Here is a 23881-nt window from a genome sequence, read left to right on the forward strand (position 1 = left end):
ATAAGGCCATATGAGTCCCATTATTGTAAAAGCATTACAGCTACTATTAAGTTTGTCCATTCTAATCGTTCTTCACGAGTTAGGACACTTTATTCCAGCTAAATTATTTAAGACCAGGGTAGAGAAATTCTATTTGTTTTTTGATGTAAAATACTCACTATTTAAGAAAAAAATTGGTGAGACGGTTTATGGTATTGGATGGCTACCTCTAGGTGGTTATGTAAAAATTGCCGGGATGATTGATGAAAGTATGGACAAAGAGCAAATGGCTGGTCCACCTCAACCGTGGGAGTTTAGATCTAAACCCGCTTGGCAACGATTAATTATTATGCTTGGTGGTGTAACTGTAAATATTGTTCTTGGATTTTTAATATACATGGCAATCATTTTTACATGGGGAACTTCTTATGTTACTACAGAAGATATTCCTGATGGATATGAAGTTGCAGAAATCTTTGAAGGATATGGCTTTCAGGATGGTGACCGAATACTTAAGGTAAACGGAGAAGATTTTAAAGATGCCAGAGATATAAATATGTATCTTTTCTTAAGAGATATAAATAATATCACTGTACTATCCGCTGATGGAAATACGAAAACAATAGATATTCCAGAAAATATTGGTCAAACAATGTTCGAGGAAGGTGTTATGAAGCCATTTGGCATTAGAACACAAACGGTATTAGACACTGTGGTTGTTGACAGACCCGCGTATGCTGCAGGACTTAGAAACGGGGATAAAATTGTATCTGTTAACGGAAAAAATATCACTTGGTGGCACGAATTTAAAAAAGAAGTGAGTGCTAATAAAGAGACAGAAATCAATATTACCTATATAAGAAATGGATCCGAGAATATTATTACCGTTAAAACTGATGAAGAGGGTACAATAGGCGTATTACCTGTTTTTTACAAAATAAATCGAGAAGAATATTCATTTGGTCAAAGTATTAGTGAAGGATTCAACTACAGTTACTGGAAGCTTCATGATTACATTGCTCAATTTAAGTATGTATTTACTAAGAAGGGAGCTACACAAATTGGTGGGTTTGCTGCCATTGGTAATCTATTCCCTCCTGTATGGGATTGGGCTGCATTTTGGAGCACAACGGCTTTTATTTCGATTATTTTAGCTTTCATGAATATTTTACCTATTCCAGCATTGGATGGAGGACACGTAATGTTTTTATTATATGAAATTATTGCTGGCAGAAAACCCAATGATAAATTTATGGAGTATGCGCAACTAGTTGGTTTTATTATCCTAATTGCTTTATTACTTTTTGCAAATGGGAATGATATTTATCGTGCTATCTTCGAATAGTAATAAAAAATCAAAAAAATCTTTTTGTGTTTTAAAAAATAGTATATATTTGCACTCGCAAAAGAGAAAAACACTTCTCAATTGTAAAGAGATTTTCCTCCTTAGCTCAGTTGGTTAGAGCATCTGACTGTTAATCAGAGGGTCCTTGGTTCGAGTCCAAGAGGGGGAGCAAAATAAAGCCTTAACTTATTAAAGTTAAGGCTTTTTTGTTTTACTTACCTTTATTTTATCCCACCGATTATGGGATCAAGATGGATCGGATCAAGTCCAAAACTTGTGGGATTTAGTATTTAGGCAAAAATAGTTGATAATCTAAATAAGAAGAAGTCTACGTTTCTTACACCTCTAAACTGTGCTCTAAATGCTTTTATCTTGCTCAAGAAGTAGTTGTTAATAGCAAAATTCACCTCTCATCATTTTAAACGTAGACGAGAGGTGAATTTTTTAAAATATTAGGGGGAAATGCTACTGTTTAATCAGTTTCATTGTTTTTATTTCTTTACCCATCCAGATTTTTAAGAAGTAGATTCCATTTGGAATACCATCCGTATCCCACTGCATGCTATGATTTCCAGAAGAAAGCTTTTCGTTTTCTTTTAATACGGCAATCTTCACACCGATCTGATTATATACAAATGCGGTAACTGGTTTATTATTATTCAGCTTGAACGTAATGTTGACGTTAGAAGTAAATGGATTAGGATACATCTTCAAGCTTTCTTTTTCCAGTAATTCTTGTTCCGGAGCTCTCTGATCTAAAGCATCTAAATATGCTCTATGAGGATTAGAGAATCCAAAACCATTTGTAATATCCCAGTTAATAGACCAAGTCATCAGTCCTCTAAAATTGGCATAGCCTGAGGGCTTCACCATCGTATAACTTCCTCCAAAAGATTGTCCTTTAATAATGTAATCCAATGCTCTATGCACTTCTGCTGGTACTGTATATCCACTTCCTGCTGCACTTGGACTAGCTGGTAATCCTATGGCAACCTGATCAGGTCTTAAAGCAGGAAACTGTTCTCCTGTACTTAATGTAAACCCTTGTAATAATACTTCGGCCATCGCTACATGAAAATCTGCATTTCCGGCAGAATATGCTTTGCCATCTAATGCTAGCATACTACCTGTATTATAATGCTGAACGTGTATGTAATCCATTTCAGTACGTAGCGCATATATTAATGGAAGATATGCACCCCAAATACCACCGTACTGGCCAATTGCTCCCTGAACATAAGCAGTTTCAGGAGCCATTGATAAGATAAATTTAGACATGTCATATTGAGAAAGGATCGATCTGAAAGCAGTAATAAGATTTACAACTTTTGGAGAAGTCGGATTTGATAAACTAGTATCTCCTGGTGCCAAAGCAATTGAAGTACCTTCAAAATCAATATCCATTCCATCAAATCCGTATTCATCGATAATACGTATCATAGAACTACTGAAAATCTGAGCATCTGCCGAGCTATCTACATCAACTGCTCCCGTAGCACCCCCCATAGATATTAGCACCTTTTTACCTCTGCTCTGTAAGACTTTTACATCATCCTTAAACTCCTGTACAGAAGAATAAATAGAATTATCAGGAATAAATTCCATATCTGCACCTAATTGAACTTTAGGTATTGCAAATGATACATTAATTACATCCCATTTATCAGATACATCTCTCAACTTAGGAATAGCTGCACCGTTATTAAAGTTGTGCCAGTATCCTACTAAGATTCTTTTTGGTAAATCTCCACTTGGTGGTGTTACAGATCCTACAGAAATACTTACTGTAGACTCTCCCATAGCATTATCATCATCAGCTGCTTTTGCCGTTAGTGTATAATTTCCTGCAGAAGCATTGTTCCATGTAAAACTATAAGGGCTAGTAGTATCTTCTCCTATTAAAGTTCCGTTTCTAAAGAACGCTACTTTTGTTATATTTCCATCAGTGTCTGAAGCTGAAGCATTAATTGTAATTATACTTCCTTCAGTAAATAATTGTCCGTTTGTGGGTTGTGTAATAGATACGGTTGGCGCTTCATTTCCTCCTGTATCTCCATCGCATTCTCCAAGTTCTTTCCACGCATTAGGCCAAGCCCATCCATTTTGATCACCTGGAGCGTATGGACCACCTACAGTGCACCATCCACCTACAATACATTCATATTCTTTACCAAAGTTTTGTACTTTATCACCTGTATTATACTGTGATCCATCGACATACTGCTGGGCATCACAACCTCCGCTAGTATCATTTTGAACTGTGATATTAATCGCTACAGAAGTCGTCCTTGCATTATCATTATCAATCGCTATTGCAGTCAAACTATGGTTCCCTACTGTAGAAGTCCAATTTGCCGAGTACGGGGCAGAAGTATCTTCACTAATTAGATTTCCGTCTACGTAAAAAGACACTTTGGTTACGTTGCCGTCAGTGTCATTTGCATTAGCCTCAATATTAATAGTATCACCATCATTAAAAGAAGCTCCATTGGACGGGCCTGTTATATTAATAGTAGGAGCAGTATTATTACCACCAGTAACTGTGATAGAAACTCCGGCCGATGTTGTAACGGCGTTATCATTATCCGTAGCCTGTGCTGTAATTGTATGATTACCCACTATAGCAGTCCAATTCGTTGTGTATGGCGCAGAGGTATCTTCACTGATTATATTTCCATCGACATAGAAAGCAACTTTGGTTACAGTACCATCCACATCTGATGCGTTTACATTAATACTAACATTATTCTCGACTATAAATGGTGCCCCGCTAACCGGAGATGTAAGATTTACCGTAGGAGCTACATTATCTGGCTCACAAGGGTTACCTGCCACCTGATTTATTGCTTTAAGTAAGGAGGTTGATTGATCGTTGGTATCATGAGATAATTCCCATATCATAATACCTCCTGCACGATCTAATGCCATTTGTGTTTTCGCTTTAATGGTAGGAATTCCATTATAATTTCTGCCTTGAAAAGAATCACTATTTGGATCAGCACCCATTGCCAATAAATTTGCATAACTTTCTGGCTGTGGTCTACAATAAAAAGGCACTCCTAATATTGCTTTTTCTTTTGGTAACCCTCTTCCTAACCAATAATCTAATCCACCTTGAGCCTGACCCATTGAACCGTGATCTGGGCCATCATAAGCCATTATATTCAAGAAATCTACATCATCAAAAACACCACTTAACACTCCATCAGCGTTCCATCCTGAAACTACTACGGCGGCAGTCAACAATTTACCTCTACTGTGCATGGCTTGTCCTAACTCTTGCATCAATAGTTCAAAATTTTGGGGTTCATTGCCTTCACGAGGATATTCCCAGTCCATATCTACCCCATCCAGATCATATTGGTTTACAAAATTGACTAAGTTATTTATAAAAGCAGTTCTCGTAGCAGGATTTGCTGCCAAAGTGGTGAATGGAGAATCATTACCATCCATCCATCCTCCTACTGCGATCAACACTTTTACTCCCTGAGCATGACCCAAAGAAACGAGTTGTTGCATTTTTGAAACATTCTCCAAAGGGCGCAGACTACCATCACTGTTAGGTAATAAAAAAGAATAATTGATATGAGTTAATTTATCATACTGAACAGCATTAGCTGTTCCTTGCCAACTAGGCATATATCCTACTACTTTAAAGCTATTACTACCAGTACATCCACCATCAGAAGTAACACTTATACTAACTGCTGTTGAAGTAGTAGCTTGGTTGTTATTATCAGTTGCCTTTGCTGTAATAGTATGATTACCCAAAGTAGCTATCCAGTTTGTTGTATAGGGTACTGAATTATCCTCAGATACAATGGTGCCATCAACATAAAATGTTACTTTAGAAATCGTACCATCAGCATCTGATGCATTGGCACTAATCGAAACTGTATTACCTTCTATAATAGATTGTCCGCTTGTTGGAGAGGTAAGAGATACTTGTGGAGCACTTTCTCCACCACTGCAAGGTCCTATTAATTTCCATACATTCTCGAGATTGGTCACAGGATCATTATTCTGTGTCCACCATTTAGCTTCATATTCATTTCCTTGATATGATACTTTATCACCTCCTACGTATATTTGTCCAGTAACATAGGCTGGTGTTGTACAAGAATTATCCTCTGTCACTGAAATAGAAACTGAAGAAGCTCCTTCACCGTTTTCATTATCAAAAGCTTTTACTGTAATCGTATAGTTACCTTCAGCTATGTTTGTCCAATCATAAGTATAAGGAGCACTAAGATCTTCACCAAGCATCGTATCGCCATTGTAAAACTCAACACGATCTACAGTTCCATCAGTATCTGAAGCATCCGCAGAAATAGTAACTGTTGCTCCGACTGTAAACGATGTCCCCAGAGCGGGTGATGTAATAGTAATGACTGGTAACTCATTCCCACCTATACTCGTAACAGAGATATTTACCGTTGCTGTAGCACTGGCTCCTTTATCATCATATGCTTTTGCTGTAATAACCTGATTTCCGGCTGACACATTATTCCAGGAATAAGAATAAGGCGCTGTTATATCTTCTCCTAATAACGTGGTTCCCTGATAAAATTGAACTCTAGCAATGCTTCCATCGGCATCACTTGCGTTAGCAGTAATATCTATTGTGCTACCTTCTTCAAATACGGCCCCATCACTCGGGGACGTAATTGATACTAAAGGAAGTTGATTACCTACTCCTCCACTGGCGAACACCTCATTAATCTTATTTATTAAAGGTGATTTTACATTAGACCATCTTTTTAGTTTTGTGCCGAATGATTGTGCTGACCCAGAGAATTCAAGATCTCCAAAGACTGTCCAAATAATTGTTCCTGCCAGATTATTAGCATTAATAAATTTAGCTTTTTCTGTTATTGATTCTTCATCATCATAGCTGAGAAAAAAATTACCCTTAATCATATAAGGCACTTTTGCCTGATCATCCCATTTTCTAGTCCAACCACTTCCTGATCCTGTTTTTTGTTTGATAAAAAAGTAATTAGGAGTTCCGTCATATACCTCTTGAGGCCAATTTGTATAATCTGCAGCTGTACTCACTGGACCATCTGGCTGAATAGTAACATTTCTCTTTACGGTAGGAGCATTCAAATCTGCAGTCCCATCAGTAACAACACCTCTACCATAAAATGGAGCACCAAAATTAATCTTAGAAACGGGCACTCCCATTCCTTTCATTTTATCCAATAATGTTTGCCAGTTAAAATCAGGAGCTTCTGCACCATCATATGGATATACAGGTGCATTATGCCCAGCTATATTAGAAAAACCTCCATTAAAATCATAGGTCATCATATTAAAATAATCCATGGTATTGGCTAATCTAGACCAATTGAAACCCTCTAGTTTCTTATAATCAGCTGCCATCGCAGCCGTTATTAATTTATCCGGTCCTATAGCATCTCTAATCTCTTCTACTAGGTTTTCGAAATTAGCATAGTCTGCATTTGTTCCTGTGAAATTCATTCCCGGAAATGGTCCTGGATATTCCCAATCCAGATCAATTCCATCAAATCCCATATTGATAAGCTTTTTACAGTCTTCGATAAAACGAGCTCTTTTTACAGGGTCGGCTGCCATTTCTGGAAAATGTTTACACATACTCCATCCCCCAAGAGAAGCCATTACTTTTACTCCATTTGCTTTTGCTAGTTCTAATAAACCTTTGGCATCACTACCTTCTTTTGGTAAGGGTAATGGCAAAACACCACTAAGCCCCCATTCAGGATGCGACCAGGTGGTACCACCTACTTCTACTAAATATCCCAGAGCTTCAGCTCTTTGTTTTACTGCTTCGTTGATCCATTGTATAGGTTCTATTTCACCAAAAAGGATATGAAAATCCCAACTGCTATAAACATCTCCGTATAAAAGATCACCTGGTTGTTGTATAGCTCCAGACTGCCAGATATCCTTATTTCTAAGATCTCCACTATGTAAAGAACCATCTACCGCTACTCCAAAAAAAGAATAGTTTAAAATAGTGTATTTCGAGTAATCTATATTTAATTGTGTTAATGCTCCTGCAGAGGGAACTCCAGCACTAGCTGCTTTCCATGCATCCCAGTTTGTAATATACCCGATCACTTGTTTTTGATGATCGGAAGTTGTCGCTGTTCCTCCTGTATTTACTTGCCCCCATGTTAAATTGAATAACAAGGAGCAAAAAATTAATAATGGTATTTTTCTGTGGCCGAAATAAAAAGAAAATCTTTTAAATAAAGGTTTTAATAGTTTCATGATGATTTGTGTTTATGTTTGTGAAAAGTTTATGTTAAACTGATCTTAAAGTAAAAAGAACAACTTAGCTCTAAAAACTAATTAGATAAATGACATCATTTTGTAGATATTATGAGGCAAAAATCCTATAACCGTAATTTTTGTGATATTCTAATAAATTGCTTTATAGGATATCATCACAATTAATTATTTCTTTACTTAGTTATACTAAAAATCATAAGAAGTGTACCATTAAAAAAGAAAATAGCACTGAGAAATCTCAATGCTATTTATTACAATATTTATAAAGAATCTATATAATTACTAAACCACAAGATTCTTACCAATCTTTTTCCAAACCATGATTAACAGAACTCCTGAAATAATGGTCCCTGATCCTAAAATCAATGATTCTTGTAGATTTCCATAAATAATATGCCCTGTAGTAAACAATACTCCATATACCAAGAAACACCCTAGTAACAATGCCAAAATCCCTGATGGCACACTCCAACCCTCTATATTATTTACCAGCTCTATATTGTTGTGCTTTGCCTTTACAATAACACGTTCCCAACCAGGTCCTCCAGGCTGTATTTTTTTGTAAAAATTTTGTAAAACGCTATCGTTTTCAGGTTTTGTCAAAAACGTTACACTTATCCATGTAATAGTTGTTATAAGTACAATACAAGGGAGCTTTGCCCAACCTGGCATAATTGCATCATCTCCAAACACATAATCACCAATTGATGAAGAGAAGATTAACGAAACAACTCCCGAAATAATCATTGCAGAGATTTCACTCCAAGAATTGATTCGCCACCAAAACCATCTTAGAATAAAAATAAGTCCAGTCCCAGCACCAAACATTATAATGATATCAAAAAGTTGTTTTGCATTTTTAAGATATAATGCAAACAAAGCACTCAATACCATCAAAACAACTGTTGATATCCTTCCAACCATTACCAACTCTTTCTCTGATGCATCTTTCTTTATTTGTTGCTTGTAAAAATCATTAACAATATAAGAAGACCCCCAATTAAGATGTGTAGAAATGGTACTCATATATGCTGCAATAAGCGACGCAAATACCAAACCTAATAACCCACTTGGCAATTTTGCTAACATTGCCGAATATGCTAAATCGTGCCCTAACTTATCTTCAGAAACATTTGGAAAAGCTTCTTGAATACTAGCTATATCCGGAAATACTATGAGCGAAGCTAGTGCAACTAATATCCAAGGCCAAGGTCTTAATGCATAATGCATAATATTAAAAAAGAACGTTGCCCCTATTGCGTGATTTTCATTTTTAGCAGCAAGCATACGTTGCGCAATATAGCCTCCTCCTCCGGGTTCTGCTCCTGGAAACCAAGAACTCCACCATTGCACTGCTAACGGTATAATTAATAATGTGATGAGTGCTTCTTTATCATTAAAATCTGGTAATAAAGATAATTTATCAGATACATTAGGATGCTCCATCAAACTTTTAAGCCCACCAACTTCCGGTATATTTACTAAATAATATGCTGCTCCTATTGCACCCGCAATCGCTATAAAAAATAATAAAAAATCTGTGTACACAACACCTTTAAAGCCTCCAAGAGCACTAAAAATAACAGTAATTATTCCTGCATATACAATAGTCTCCCATGGTTCTAAACCTAACATAATACTTCCTATTTTGATCGCAGCAAGAGTAACACCTGCCATCGCAAAAATATTAAAAACAAGGCCCAGATATAGCGCTCTAAATGATCTTAAGAAAACAGCTGGAGCTCCCCCATACCGTAACTCATAAAACTCAATATCCGTACTCACATTAGATCTTCGCCAAAGTTTAGCATAGATAAAAACAGTTAGAAGACCTGTAATCAAAAACGCCCACCACATCCAATTTGAAGAAACACCATCCTTTCTCACAATATCTGTTACAAAGTTCGGTGTATCCGTAGAAAATGTTGTTGCCACCATAGAAAACCCTAATAACCACCAAGGCATGTTTCTCCCTGATAAAAAGTATTCTGAAGTATTCTTTCCTGCTTTTTTTGATACTATCAAGCCTATCAAAAGTGTAGTAAGCAGAATAACTATTATAATTGAGTAATCGAGTGTACTTAGTTTCATGTAAATATGTTTGCGGTATTATTAGTTATGCCAATGTATGGAAAAGACTGTTCTATTTTTATTAAAAAAGGGCTCTATTTCTATTCTCATCCGTTAAGTAGGTTCCCTTTGTTTTTTAATATTTGTTTTTTAGCGTGAATTGAATAGTTACGACCTATAGGGATTCTTTTGTCTCCAATCTCTACAAGATTACCTTCTACAGATTTTACTTTATCTATTGCTATAGCATATGATTTATGTATCCTAATAAAATTTTCGGATGGCAATTCCTCACTTATACTAGCCAGCGATTTATGAGATATATAGGTTCCCTCTACACTACGCAATTTTATATAATCTTTTAGACTCTCTATATAAAGAATATCACGAAGAAAAATCTTGATTAATTTTTTATCTACTTTCAAGAAAACATGGGGAGCTTGTTCAAAATCTGCAAAAGGCTTTCCTTTATCTAATGTAATAAGTCTTGCCATTAATTTATTAATTGATTTTAAGAATCTACTAAAAGGTATAGGTTTTACTAAATAATCAAGCACTTCTAGTTCATAACTTTCAATTGCATACTCTTTGTATGCTGTTGTAATTATGATTTGAGGATACTCTTTAAGAGTTTTCAAAAACTCTAAACCATTCATCCGTGGCATATTAATATCTAGGAAGATCACATCAATACCTCCATTTTCTAGCAAAGGCAAAGCTTCTAAAGGATTTTTAAACACGCCAACAACTTCGATGTTTTTAAATTCTTTTAGATATGATTCAATAATGCTTATTGCCAAATGTTCATCATCAATTATGATACTTTTTATGGTCATGTGGTTGGGATTTTAAGGGTAATCTTATATTGATTGTTATCATTTGATATCATCAATTCATAGTTTTTGTTATACAAAAGCTGTAATCTTCTTTCAACATTTTTAATTCCAATTCCGTTTTTAGATTTTAAAGATGCATGCTCATCATAGCTATTTTCTGATATAAAAATCAATGTTTCATTTCTTACTTCAAATGATACTAATAGAATCATTTCACCTTTGTCCTTAAAACCGTGTTTGAAAGCATTCTCCACAAATGGCAAGAATAAAAGGGGAGTTACTAATACATCATCTATACATCCTATTATATCAATTTGTGTCTCAATTTGATTTCCATATCTTATATTTTCAAGCTCGATGTAGTTATCTATGTATTGTATCTCTTGCATCAAAGGAACTTTTCTTTTACTCGCATCATATATTATATACTGCATAAATTCTGATAATTTAACAACTACCTCTGATGCCTTAGAGGATTTTTGTATAGTTAACGCATATAAATTATTTAACGTATTAAAAAAAAAGTGTGGTTGGATTTGTGCTTTAAGATATTGTAACTCTGTTTTGTATTGTAAAGCAGTAAGTTGTTCGGTTTTATTTCTTTCCATAATAAAATCAATGCTAATTTTTATAGAAAAAGTAAGTGCCAGCACATATAATTCACCTAATACTACGGCTACGATATGATTAAGTCCGAATTGTTCATTTTCTCCTTGGGCTTCTGGCCATATATTTTCTGTAATCAACCAATAGTTCAAACCGGATCGTACTACATAATGTATTATTAAACTCAATAATAAAAAAGTCACATATCCTGTATATTTCTTCCTTAATAAATATCTTGGTATTAGATAATATATGTTAAAATAAACTATGACTAAATGTAATGGAAATTCTATCAAGTTAGATCTAAATGAATACCAATAATCGTTAAAATAACTCCCCCATCTAATTACATTAAAAAGAAAGTATATCATCCAAAAATAGAAATGATACTTCTTCTTAATCACTCTTTTTGTAACATCCTCATGGATTACATTTTCTTCAATTTTTGACACAGAATGATATTAAATTAGTTAAAAAACTGTGAAAAAGTATCATTAAAAAACAAAAAAAACAAAAAAAAGTTTAGCAACAAAAACTTGTGACAACGGTTATCTACAGTTATATGTCGTTCATTATCAAAATGCTGTTGTTCGGATAAAAAAAAAAAAAGAAAACCTTCAAACTGTTAATTTAGAACAACACAAATAATCAATAAAAGGAAAACATGAGGCAAAAAAAATTCATTTTAATTTCATTTTTATTTTTAGTAATTGGAGTTATCGCCCAAGAAAAAAACATGTCAGGTACAGTAACTGACGTAGTTAACAATACTCCTCTTCCTGGAGTTAATGTAATCGTAAAGGGAACTTCCAACGGAGTACAAACTGATTTTGATGGTGCTTATAGCATTAACGTTTCTCAAGGAGATGTTTTGGTATTTTCATACATTGGATTTACCACTATAGAAAGATCTATTGACTCATCAAATACTATAAATGTTAGTCTAGAACAGGATACAGAACAATTAGAAGATGTAGTGGTAACAGCTTTTGGTATCCGGCAAGAATCGAAAAAATTAGGATATTCAGTACAACAAATCAAGTCTGAAACAATCGCACAAACGGCAGATCCTAACGTGGGATCGGCGATCCGTGGAAAATTAGCAGGTGTTAATATCAATTCTAATTCTGGAGGAATTGGATCTTCAGTTTCTATTAATGTTAGAGGAATTAGCTCTTTAGGAAGTAATAACCAACCTCTAATAGTACTAGACGGAGTTATTATAGACGATAACCAAGGAGGGCAGGGAGATTTTGCTTCGGGGATTGATTATGGTAATACTTTATCAAATTTAAACCCTAATGACATTGAAAACATATCTCTATTAAAAGGTGGAAACGCGACTGCGTTATATGGGTTTAGAGGAATCAATGGTGTTTTAGTAATTACAACAAAAAAAGGGCGTTCTGATAAACCAACCGTAGAAATAAATGCTGCAGTCACTGCAAATTCTCTATTAGTATCTCCAAAATTCCAAAATGAATATGGTCAAGGTTTATTTAATACATCAACAAATCAATTAGTATATGATATTACTAATGGGAATAGTTTCGGACCTAGATTAGACGGATCACAAAGAGAGCGTTTTGATGGTGTAGGAACAGCCAGTTATGCTGCCAATGACAATGATTTTAAAGATTTTTTTAGAACTGGATTTTCGTTCTTGAATTCTGTTTCAGTATCACAAGGAACAGAAAAATTTGATTATAGGTTTAGTTTTTCCAGATTAGACGATGAATCGATAGTACCTGGAAGTAATTTAAAAAGACAAAATTTTAGTATCAAGGCTGGGGCTTCAATCACCGACTGGCTAAAGATTGTTGGAAAAGTAGATTACATTCATCAAGATGCTCAAAACCGACCAGAACTTACGGGAGGACAAACGAATATAACGCGTGCACTTTCTTTAAGACCCAGAAACATTTCTAACTCATTATTAAACAATAATTTTTTAGAACCTGATGGAACACCCAATAATTGGGCTGGAGCATTTATCACCAATCCATATTATACTGCAAACACCCTGCTTAATGAAGATGAAACTGATCGATACATTAGCCTTTTAGAATTAAATATAGATATCGCACCTGGATTAAAAGGTCTTATGAGGCTTTCTCAAGATCACATCACAACCAACCAACAAATTTTCAATCCATTTGGTGCGTTTGATATCGCTGGTAACGGAAGATTTTCTGACACAAACTCTACCGCGAGAACAAATAATTATGATCTTATTTTTAGATACAATACAGACTTAGGCAGTAATTTTAACTTAGGAGCTACACTAGGTTTTAGTCATTCTGATGTATCATTTAAATCTATACAAGCCATTGGAGAAACATTTTTACTCCCTAATTTTTTCTCACTTAATAACTTCGAAAGCATTAGTGTAGTACCTGGCAACGCCAGAAACTCATCCAATTCTGTCTTTGGATCTATGACTATAGGGTTTAATAACTATTTATTCGCAGAATTTACAGCCAGAAATGATTGGAGTTCTACATTACCAATAAATGATGCCTCGTTTTTCTATCCATCTGTTGGTTTAAGTTTTGTGCTAACAGATGCTTTTCCTTCACTACAGGATAATGAAATACTATCTAATCTAAAATTAAGAGGAAGTTTTGCGCAGACAGGTAATGCCACTAGTGCTTTTTCTTTGGTAAATACCTATAATGTATCCTCTAATCTATTTAATGGGCAACGTTTTTTCTTTTTTGGAAATGCAGAAGAAGGCGCAGGAGCAGGTCCCGAACTTAATAATCCGGACTTGGTTCCAGAAATATCAAACTCCCTTGAATTTGGTTTAGATGCTCGCTTCATTAATAATAGAATAGGACTTTCTGCAACTTATTATACCGTAAGAACCGAAGATCAAATATTACGTTTAACACTTCCTCCAGCGAGCGGAGCGGCTAATCAGATCATAAACGCAGGTTTGGTAACTAACAAAGGACTCGAGCTTTCTTTGGATGCCGATATCATTAAAACCGATGATTTTAGCTGGTCTACTACAGTAAACTTTACTACTAATGAAAATAAAGTTGAAGAATTAGCACAAGGAGTAGAAAGAAACATATTAATACGTCAATTTAACGACGTCGTACAAGTAGCTGCAGAAGTAGGCTCAAGTGCTCAGGGATTATTTGGTACTACATTCACGAGAGATGAAAGTGGAAATCTTGTCTATGATCCCAATGGATTACCAGTAATTAATACCGAAATATCTCGGATTGGCGATGTTGCGCCAGATGCATTTTTAAACTGGGGGAACACCTTTACTTATAAGCAATTCTCTTTAAGTTTCTTATTTGATGCAAGATTTGGTGGTGATGTATTTTCATTATCAGAAATACAAAGACATACGCAAGGTACGGCTATAGAAACACTAGCAGGAAGAGAATTCTTTTCTGGTGGACAAGGTATTGCATTACCTAATAATGCGGTCATTGATGGCACATTAGATCCTGATGTACAACAAAGAGGAGTAAATCCTCAAATATACTGGGGTAGAGTCGGTCAAATTGCAGAAAACTGGGTCTATGATGGCAGTTTTGTCAAGTTTAGAGAATTAACATTTGGATATAGTTTTCCTGAAAAAACTATTCAGGGACTACATCTATCTAAGCTATCTATAAGCTATGTAGGAAGGAATCTAGCCATACTTCATAGCAATACCGACAATTTTGACCCAGAAACAGGATTTAACACAAATTTCGGAGGTATAGAGTTTTTTGGAATTCCTTCTGCTAGTAGCCACGGACTTAGAGTAAACCTTACTTTTTAAATGAATATTGATATTAATAAACAAAGAATTATGAAAACTCAAAAACACATTCTAAAACTATTTGTTGGTTTTCTTATACTGATAATCGTACCTATTTCGTGTACAGAAGATTTTGAAGAAATAAACATCAATCCTACCGATCCACAAACTGCAACAGTAGAGGGAATCATGGCTGGAGTACAATATTTTGAATTCGCAGAACCTCGATTCCTTTCTTGGAGAGGGAACTTAATATATACAAGTCAATTTGCACATCAGTTTAGTTATAATGCAGAAGGTTCTTGGTTTGCAGGTGATGCTTATCAAAACAATCAAGGTTGGACCAACGCTATATTTGATGCATCTTATCAAAAAGTCTCTCTAAACATTAGAAACTTACTTGGTACTTATAATGATTTAGGAGATGAAAATGGTGCAGCCGTTACAAAAATCATGATGTCTTGGTTTTACCAAAAAATGACCGATATCTATGGAGATGTTCCTTATAGTGAGGTTATTGGAAACCAATTGATCTTAGATAATCCACAGCCCAAATATGATACTCAAAAAGAAATTTATACGGGTCTTATGAATGATCTCAAAGCGCAAATGGATCAAATTGGTTCATCATCAGAAATAATCGCTGGTGCTGAAGGAGATTTTATTTATGGTGGAGGTCCTCAGAAGTGGAAGGCATTTGCCAATACATTACGATTGCGAATTGCCATCAGATCCAGAGATGCCTTTATACAAGCCAATGAACAGTCATTTATAGATACCGTTATTAATGACTGTCTGAGTAATACCTTAATAAATAGCTCAAATGAAGCTCTAGTAAGAAAGTCAGAATCCGCACTGATATTATCATTTCTCGATGGAAGTTTCGAGGATGTTTATTGGGGATTTGATGGGTTAGGTTCTAAGTGGGTATTCTCTGATCGTTATATCAATTTATTAAACGACAATAATGATCCTAGAGTTTATCAAATGGCAGATCCATCTCCAAATAACACTTATGAAGGGACATCAATCTCGATGCGAGGAATCATACCTAGAGATAATCTTGCACTTCCATCACAAAAAATCATTGGAACTTCTACAACCGATGTTGCTAATGTTTTACCAACACAAATACTAACCGCAGCTGAATCTTATTTTTTACAAGCAGAAGCAGCTCTTTTAGGATACTCAGGAAATCCACAAGCACTCTATGAAGAAGGAATTAGAGCAAGTATGAACTTCTGGGGTGTAGACGCTACTGATATCGAAACGTTTATAGCTAGTGAATCTATCGCTACTTTATCCGGATCCACTGAACAACAATTAGAGGCTATCTGGAACCAACGATGGTTAGCACTATTAATGAATGGATATGAAGCATGGTCTTTAGTTAGAAGAACCGAGCTTATTCCAGCATTAACAGATGATACCACATTCTTCGTTTCAGAACCTAATAACGGAAATGTGCCCAAAAGGTTACAATATTCAACTACAGAATTAGTAGCCAATGAAGCAAAAGTAAAAGAAGCCATAGAAAGACAAGGGCCCGACGTAATGACTACCAATATATGGTGGGACATCGAATAGATCTAGTATGGAACCCCCAGTAACCAACCATAAACAAGTATCATAACATTTTGAAAAAGAAAATTTAAATCATCTTAAAGCTTAAAAAAAGAAAAATGATTAAAGAAATTAAATTCAGGCAAGTTGGCAAGTTTGAGGATACCAAATTCGAAAAAATCCATAATGAAATATTTCAGGATTCTTCTTATGCATCTAAACTAGTAGCTGTAGAAATTTCAGATTTAATAAAACAAAAGCAAAAAGAAGGTAAGCCCTGCATATTGGGTTTAGCTACAGGATCCTCTCCGATAAAAGTATATGAAGAACTAGTAACATTGTATCGTTTAGGAGAACTCAGTTTTAATAATGTGATCACCTTCAATCTTGATGAATATTATCCAATGGATACAGATAATCAACAAAGTTATTATCATTTTATGCATCAGCATCTGTTTGATCATGTTGATATAAACCCAGAAAACATAAATATTCCTTCTGGAAATATTAACGCAGAAGAAATTGATCAATATTGCATCGATTATGAAATGAAAATAAAAAAACTTGGTGGACTAGATTTTCAGTTACTAGGTATTGGTAGAACAGGACATATCGGTTTTAATGAGCCAGGATCCCATCGCAATTCTGGCACTAGAATTATAACATTAGATCATATTACCAGAAGAGATGCTGCTTCAGATTTTAATGGTTTAGAAAATGTTCCCAAAAGAGCTATAACTATGGGGATCAGCACGATTATGAAGGCTAAACGTGTTCTTCTACTCGCGTGGGGACATAAAAAAGCATCGGTTGTAAGAAAGACTATTGAAGGTGAAATAGCTTCACATATTCCAGCTTCTTTCTTACAAGAACATAAAAACATTACCGTGGTTTTAGACAGTGAAGCTGCCGCAGATCTTACCAGAATTAAAACTCCTTGGTTAGTAGATCAATGCATATGGACGCCAAAACTTAAGCTGAAGGCAGTAACCTGGTTAAGTCAGGAAGTCCAAAAACCTTTGTTAAAATTAACCGATAAAGATTATAATGACCACGGTATGTCTAGTCTTTTAACATTAGAAGGATCTGCATATGAATTAAATATCAAAATGTTTAATCACTTGCAAAATACTATCACTGGATGGCCAGGCGGAAAACCAAATGCCGACGATACCAAACGTCCTGAAAGAGCCAATCCTGCTCAAAAAAGAGTACTTATTTTTAGTCCGCATCCTGATGATGATGTAATTTCTATGGGAGGTACATTTTCTAGACTTATTGATCAAGGTCACGAGGTACACGTTGCATATCAAACCTCTGGAAATATTGCAGTAACTGATCAAGAAGCCTTAAAATTTGGTGAAGTAGCACAATGCTTATCTAAGGATAATACCATTTTTAATACTATAATAGATGCCATAAAATCAAAAAACATTAATGATATTGATTCTGCCGAAGTAAGATTAACAAAAGGACTTATCAGAAGAATGGAATCTTATGGTGCTACAAGGTATCTAGGGCTTCCAGATCATAAAGTCCATTTCTTAAATCTTCCCTTTTATGAAACTGGAAGGGTAAAGAAAAAACCTATTGACAATGCTGATATTGATATTATAAAAGATATTATTACTCACATTAAACCACATCAGATTTATGCCGCAGGAGATCTCGCAGATCCACACGGAACTCATAAACTTTGTCTTGATGCAATCCTCGAAACAGTTTCTATATTAAAACAAGAAGAATTTATGAAGGATTGCTGGCTATGGTTATATCGAGGAGCTTGGCACGAATGGGATATCCACGATATTGAAATGGCCGTACCCTTAAGCCCAGATGAAGTAAATCGAAAGACTAACGCAATTCTTTTTCACCAATCACAAAAGGATAAAGTGATGTTTCAAGGAGAAGATTCTAGAGAATTTTGGTTGAGAGCAGAGGAACGAAATAAGAATACAGCAGAATTATATGACAGCCTAGGACTAGCTGATTATGAAGCTATTGAAGCTTTCAAACGATATTATTTTTAGTCCTCTTATTAATAGTTAACTACCATTAAATTATAAAGATTAGAATATATGATATTAATAGCTGATAGTGGTTCTACGAAATGTGATTGGATTCTAATTGACAGATTGGGAAATCAATTGTATTCACAAACAACAATAGGTATCAACCCGTTAAATATATCAGAGAGCACAATTAAAAACATAATATTAGAGATTTCTGAAGTGTTAGAAAAGCGAAACTTGATTGATGAAGTACATTTTTATGGTGCAGGTTGTGGTACGGAAAAATCAAATCAAAAAATCAAATCATCTTTCAGTTCTGTCTTTAAAAATTTAAAATTAATAAAGGTTGAAGAAGATATTATTGCCGCTGTACATGCCACTACAATAACTCCAGGAGTTATTGCTATTTTAGGTACAGGATCTAATTGTTGCTACTTCGATGGTGAAAAAATAATACAGCACGCCCCATCTTTAGGATATTTGCTTGCAGATGAAGGCAGTGGTAATTACTTCGGAAAAGAACTATTGAAAAGCTTTTACTTGCAACGCATGCCCGCTAGTCTTGCTAAAGATTTTGAAACAATGTTTGGCTCAGATTTAGAATCTCTTTTTTATAATTTATATGACTTACGACAACCTAATACATATTTGGCGTCATATGCAATTTTCTTGTTTCAACATCGAGGTCATCCTTTTATAGAAAACTTACTATATGACGGAATTGAAACCTTCATTGACAATTATCTGATGCTTTATAGTAAAGAATTAGAAAATTACTCAGTACACTTTGTGGGTTCTATCGCATATTATACACAAGACATAATTAATAAAACATTGATTTCTAAAGGTTTTTCTGCAAAAAGTTTTATTAAAAAGCCTATCAATAACCTTATCAAGTATATCATTTCTAACAAGTATGCATTACAAAAAACAACATAAAAAATGAAGAAATCCATTTTCTACATATTATCTATAATGATTCTTTTAATCTCTTGTCAGGAAAAACGCAAAAAAATAACGGCTATAAATACAACTCCTAGAATTATACCAATGCCTCTTTCATTAGTAGAAAAACAAGGAAGTTTCACTATTGACAAGGAGACCTCTTTATTTATAAAGAAAAATAAAACAAAGGGCATAGCATTATTTTTTGCCGATATTATCCACGAAAAAACAGGACTACGTCTTAAAACATCTAATCAAAAAAAGAAAAACTCAATTCATTTATTAATAGATACCTCATTGCAATTAAATGAAGAAGGATATTTATTAAAAACCTTTGAAGATTACATCTCGATCACTTCCAAAACTACTAAAGGATTATTTTATGGAGTTCAGTCTCTAATACAATTGCTACCGCTGATTTCAAATGATAATTTTAAAGAAGATCTACAAGTTGTAATTCCTTCTGTAGATATTAAAGATGAACCAGCCTTTAAATGGAGAGGTGTATTACTTGATGTGTCAAGGCATTTTTTTACCGTAGAATTTATCAAAAAACAACTGGATTTTTTGGCAACATTAAAAATAAATAAATTTCATTGGCACCTTACAGATGATCAAGGCTGGCGAATAGAAATAAAACAATATCCTAAGTTAACGGAAATTGGTGCTAAAAGAGGAAATACGGAAAGTGTTGTTTATCAAGGATATTATACGCAAGAGGAAGTAAAAGAAGTTATCGCATATGCTAAAGAACGATTTATTGATGTCGTCCCTGAATTTGACTTACCTGGGCACGCTAAAGCAATTCTTGCTTCATATCCAGAATTTGCTTGTGTTGAAAAATCCTTTGAAATAAGAGAAATATGGGGTGTAGATTATAACATCTTATGTGCCGGAAAGGAAGATGTATATGTTTTTGTTGAAAACGTAATACAAGAAATGGCAGCTTTATTCCCGTATAAATATTTTCATGTAGGAGGAGATGAAGTACCAAAACGTAATTGGGAAGAATCTAAATTATGTCAAAAACTAATGAAAAAAGAAGGATTAAAAGATGAACAGGAATTGCAAAGTTACTTCATGGCTCGAGTAGAAAAAATTCTTCACAACCATAATAAAATAATGATCGGATGGGATGAAATTCTAGAAGGAGGAATCACTGAAACTGCTAATATAATGTCTTGGCAGGGCGAAAAAGGAGGTATTAAAGCTGCAAATGAAGGCCACGATGTAATTATGACTCCATTAGATTATGTATATCTTAATTTTTATCAAGGTAGTAAACAAGTAGAGCCAATGGCGTTTGGTGGACATACTCCACTACAAAAGACATATCATTACAATCCTATTCCCAGTTTAATAAAAGAAGATAAAAGACATCACATTCTTGGATTACAAGGAAACTTGTGGGCAGAGCAGACGGATAATAATAAAATTGCGGAATATCAATTATACCCTCGATTAATAGCTATTGCAGAGACAGGGTGGACCATACAAAGCAACAAAAATTTTAATAGTTTCTTAAATCGTTTAAATAGTATATATCCAATTCTTGATCACTATAATATAAATTATCACATCCCTTTACCAGAAGGGCCTTCATCCGATTATATCGCATTCCTGGATAGTGTGACTTTACCATTTCATACCACACATCCGGTGAAAATGGTATACACTACTGATGGATCAGAGCCTACAAAGAATAGTAAAGAATATTCAACAGCCCTTACTTTTAATACTACAACTACTTTAAAAATAGCCTCAGTATTATCTCATGGTAAAATCAGTAAAACAAGAACTATTAATATTGCAAAAGAATCATATCTCCCATCAATATCAGAAACGATAGATTTATCTCCAGGATTGAAGATCAAAACAATAAAAGGTCATTTTTTGAGCATAGATGAAATTCAAACAGAAATCCCAATTGAGGTAGCGGTAGTTCAGAATATTAAAGAGGCAAACCATACTTTTGATTGGGGTCACGAAGTTAAAAAGGAAAATTTTAAAGCAGTATTTTTAGAAGGATACATTGATATCCCAGAAGATGGAATATATTATTTTTCTAGTACACAAGATCAAATATGGATTGGTGATCAATTAGTTATTGATTATAAAAAAACGATAAGAAAACATCCCGAAGAAAGCTCTATTGCTCTTAAAAAAGGAAAACACAAACTCAAAATAATTTACCTTAATAATGTTGTTAAAGGATGGGCATCAGACTGGAATACAGTACAATTAAAATACCGAAAAGAATTTGACAAAGAATATAAGATAGTAAATGAAGCAATGATTTTTTATCAAAATTCTAAAGGAGCTCTCTCACTTAAATAAAAGTGATGTGAACTATGAATTAGAAGTCTAATTAAACTTAAAACTAACACAAATACAAACTCTTATGAATACATTCAAAAAACTCACTACCTGCATCCTGCTATTTTCAATGTTGTTTATATCTTGTACTAATGAGAGTTTTCTTGATGAAGAAAACTTTAAGGAAATTACTCCCGGAATTAATCGCGCAGCACTCACAGAACCCATTATTTTAGGATATTTCCCGTCATGGTCAGAAAGTTGGACTACTACAGGGCAAGGATCTAAACTTAGAGATATTCCTGAGCATGTTACACATGTTTTTTTAGCTTTTGCAAAACCAAACTTAAGATACCAAAAAGGATCTCTAGATATCACAGGAACTGGAATCCAAACTCCTTATGGAGGTCAGACTCTTAAGGAATCTGTATCTATTCTTAAAACCAAAGAAATTAAAGTAATACTTTCTATTGGAGGAGAAACATACTGGGGATCCAATGCAGCGTATGACATTAACTACCAAGATATCAAAGATTTAGTAGATGATATCGGTTTTGAAGGAATTGACTGGGATTTTGAGCCTAATGGTGGGTTCCAAACTATTGGAGAATCTATCAATGTACAACGATTTATTACTTTTTTTAATGAATCCAGAGCATTGATGCCCAAAGGACAGTATATTATTGCTTGCGCTCCAGCAGGAGCAGGAGCTTTAGGAGGTCTTAACAATGATGATCCGTCTTCTCCCTTTGCTCATAGTGAAAGGAATACTGTTACAGGAGAATCGGATGCTAATCTATTCAATGCTACATTACCAAATCAGGCGATCAGTTTATTTGGATTTGCCTCTACTGGTCACATGATTCCTGTAATAAAAGCAGTAGGTAATAAAATTGATTTAATTGCTTATCAAGGCTATAATACAGGTGCTGCGAGTAACAGAGCTATTATTTATGACTCCTACAAACATTATGCAGACCAATATGGTTTTTCAATAGCAGCTGGAACCCATTATCCCGATGAACCTTGGGGGCCTTACTTTACATATAATTACCAAAATATGGCAAAACTTTCAAACCATATTTCTTCAAAAAGTACAACAGATGGCATCATGATTTGGCAAATGTTACTTGAAGGAGCTTCATCTTCTGCCTATGGATATTTATACGTGTCTAGCCAGGTATTAAATGGTATTTCTCAATCTCAAGCAATTGCTAATGCTGAAAACTATCCCGAATCTCCCTACAATGGTGACGGCGACGACGGAGGAGACAACGGCTCTGGTTGTTCTGCAAGTCAGTGGAACTCGGCTACGGCTTACACAAATGGAAATGAAGTGATTCATGAAGCTTCATTATATAGAGCTAAATGGTGGACACAAGGAGATATTCCTGCTACAAATACTGGAAATGGAAAACCATGGGAGTTTATAGAAAACTGCAATGGAGATACCGATGGTGATGATGGAGGAGGAAATGAAGACAACTGTTCACAATCACAATGGGATTCCTCTGCATCCTATATTGGTGGAGACGAAGTGGTTTACGAAAATACCATTTACAAAGCTAAATGGTGGACACAGGGAGATGCTCCTACTACAAATACTGGAAATGGAAAACCGTGGGAGTTTGTACGAAATTGTAATTAGCCATTATAAAAAAACGACATTTTTCTCAACTAAGTATTTATTGTTATGTGTAATAGTAAAAAACCATCTAAAAAAATTTAGATGGTTTTTTTTACACTTGCAGCATCTTAAAGTGAAGTATTCGGAATCTCTTGAAAATAAGTTGTTATTATTTTTATCAAAGAGTTTATATAGCTTTTATATCATATATTTTACAGCAATTAGTATCGCATCATTTTTCTTCAAGCTTTAGATATTAGATCATCTTGATACATATAAACAGAACCTTTATCCTCTTCAATTTATAATAAAATATTAATATTATTTTATTTTGTCAACCAAAAACTAAATTACTAATTTTGCCGAAAAGTAGTAAACCAAAACAAATTATCAAATATCCCCCCTCTAGGTAATTATAATACTACTCTTAAAACCAAAACTAAAGAGAACCTAAAAAATTCTCTAGGATCACCCTTTTTATATAATTGGTTTGTTATCTGTAATAGTATTATTTAAATAATTGTATACAAAAGCATT

11 protein-coding genes and 1 tRNA gene are annotated in these 23881 nt (G+C 34.5%); 8 read left to right on the top strand and 4 right to left on the bottom strand.

Features of this window, described 5'->3' with window-relative positions; all coding sequences use genetic code 11:
* Nucleotides 1–10: 10 nt before the first annotated feature.
* Together rseP and Q0921_RS16275 are read left to right on the top strand one after the other, a co-directional pair.
* Nucleotides 11–1324, top strand: a complete 1314-nt coding sequence (gene rseP, locus Q0921_RS16270) for an RIP metalloprotease RseP (protein WP_299258711.1) — start codon at nucleotides 11–13, stop codon at nucleotides 1322–1324.
* Between the two features lie 95 nt (nucleotides 1325–1419).
* Nucleotides 1420–1493 (top strand) — tRNA-Asn (locus Q0921_RS16275).
* Between the two features lie 296 nt (nucleotides 1494–1789).
* On the opposite strand, the gene Q0921_RS16280 is transcribed toward Q0921_RS16275, so the two are convergent.
* From Q0921_RS16280 to Q0921_RS16295, 4 genes are all read right to left on the bottom strand, one after another.
* Nucleotides 1790–7582, bottom strand: coding sequence for a glycosyl hydrolase family 18 protein (locus Q0921_RS16280; protein WP_299258713.1), 5793 nt, complete (start codon nucleotides 7580–7582; stop codon nucleotides 1790–1792).
* A 303-nt stretch (nucleotides 7583–7885) separates the two neighbouring features.
* A complete protein-coding gene (locus tag Q0921_RS16285) occupies nucleotides 7886–9694 on the bottom strand; it encodes a sodium:solute symporter family protein (protein WP_299258715.1) in 1809 nt (602 codons plus the stop codon).
* 86 nt (nucleotides 9695–9780) lie between these two features.
* A complete protein-coding gene (locus Q0921_RS16290) occupies nucleotides 9781–10509 on the bottom strand; it encodes a LytTR family DNA-binding domain-containing protein (RefSeq protein ID WP_299258717.1) in 729 nt (242 codons plus the stop codon).
* On the bottom strand, nucleotides 10506–11567 hold the full coding sequence (locus Q0921_RS16295; RefSeq protein ID WP_299258719.1) for a sensor histidine kinase: 1062 nt from the start codon (nucleotides 11565–11567) through the stop codon (nucleotides 10506–10508). Before Q0921_RS16295 ends, Q0921_RS16290 begins: the two co-directional genes overlap by 4 nt.
* A gap of 212 nt (nucleotides 11568–11779) precedes the next feature.
* Here Q0921_RS16295 and Q0921_RS16300 point away from each other — a divergent pair, with 212 nt between their 5' ends.
* From Q0921_RS16300 to Q0921_RS16325, 6 genes are all read left to right on the top strand, one after another.
* Complete coding sequence (locus tag Q0921_RS16300) at nucleotides 11780–14902, top strand: SusC/RagA family TonB-linked outer membrane protein (RefSeq protein WP_299258721.1); 3123 nt, start codon at nucleotides 11780–11782, stop codon at nucleotides 14900–14902.
* 30 nt (nucleotides 14903–14932) lie between these two features.
* The gene (locus Q0921_RS16305; RefSeq protein WP_299258723.1) at nucleotides 14933–16468 is read left to right on the top strand and encodes a SusD/RagB family nutrient-binding outer membrane lipoprotein; all 1536 of its coding nucleotides are present in this window, start codon (nucleotides 14933–14935) and stop codon (nucleotides 16466–16468) included.
* Nucleotides 16469–16563: 95 nt separating this feature from the next.
* A complete protein-coding gene (nagB, locus tag Q0921_RS16310) occupies nucleotides 16564–18474 on the top strand; it encodes a glucosamine-6-phosphate deaminase (protein WP_299258725.1) in 1911 nt (636 codons plus the stop codon).
* 48 nt (nucleotides 18475–18522) lie between these two features.
* On the top strand, nucleotides 18523–19395 hold the full coding sequence (locus Q0921_RS16315; RefSeq protein WP_299258727.1) for an N-acetylglucosamine kinase: 873 nt from the start codon (nucleotides 18523–18525) through the stop codon (nucleotides 19393–19395).
* 3 nt (nucleotides 19396–19398) lie between these two features.
* The gene (locus Q0921_RS16320) at nucleotides 19399–21738 is read left to right on the top strand and encodes a family 20 glycosylhydrolase (RefSeq protein WP_299258729.1); all 2340 of its coding nucleotides are present in this window, start codon (nucleotides 19399–19401) and stop codon (nucleotides 21736–21738) included.
* A gap of 64 nt (nucleotides 21739–21802) precedes the next feature.
* Nucleotides 21803–23365: a carbohydrate-binding protein gene (locus Q0921_RS16325; protein WP_299258731.1), complete on the top strand. Its 1563-nt coding sequence runs from the start codon at nucleotides 21803–21805 to the stop codon at nucleotides 23363–23365.
* Nucleotides 23366–23881 lie beyond the last annotated feature (516 nt).

Origin of the sequence: uncultured Aquimarina sp. (assembly GCF_947496855.1) — a bacterium.
In the GTDB taxonomy this organism is placed as follows: domain Bacteria; phylum Bacteroidota; class Bacteroidia; order Flavobacteriales; family Flavobacteriaceae; genus Aquimarina.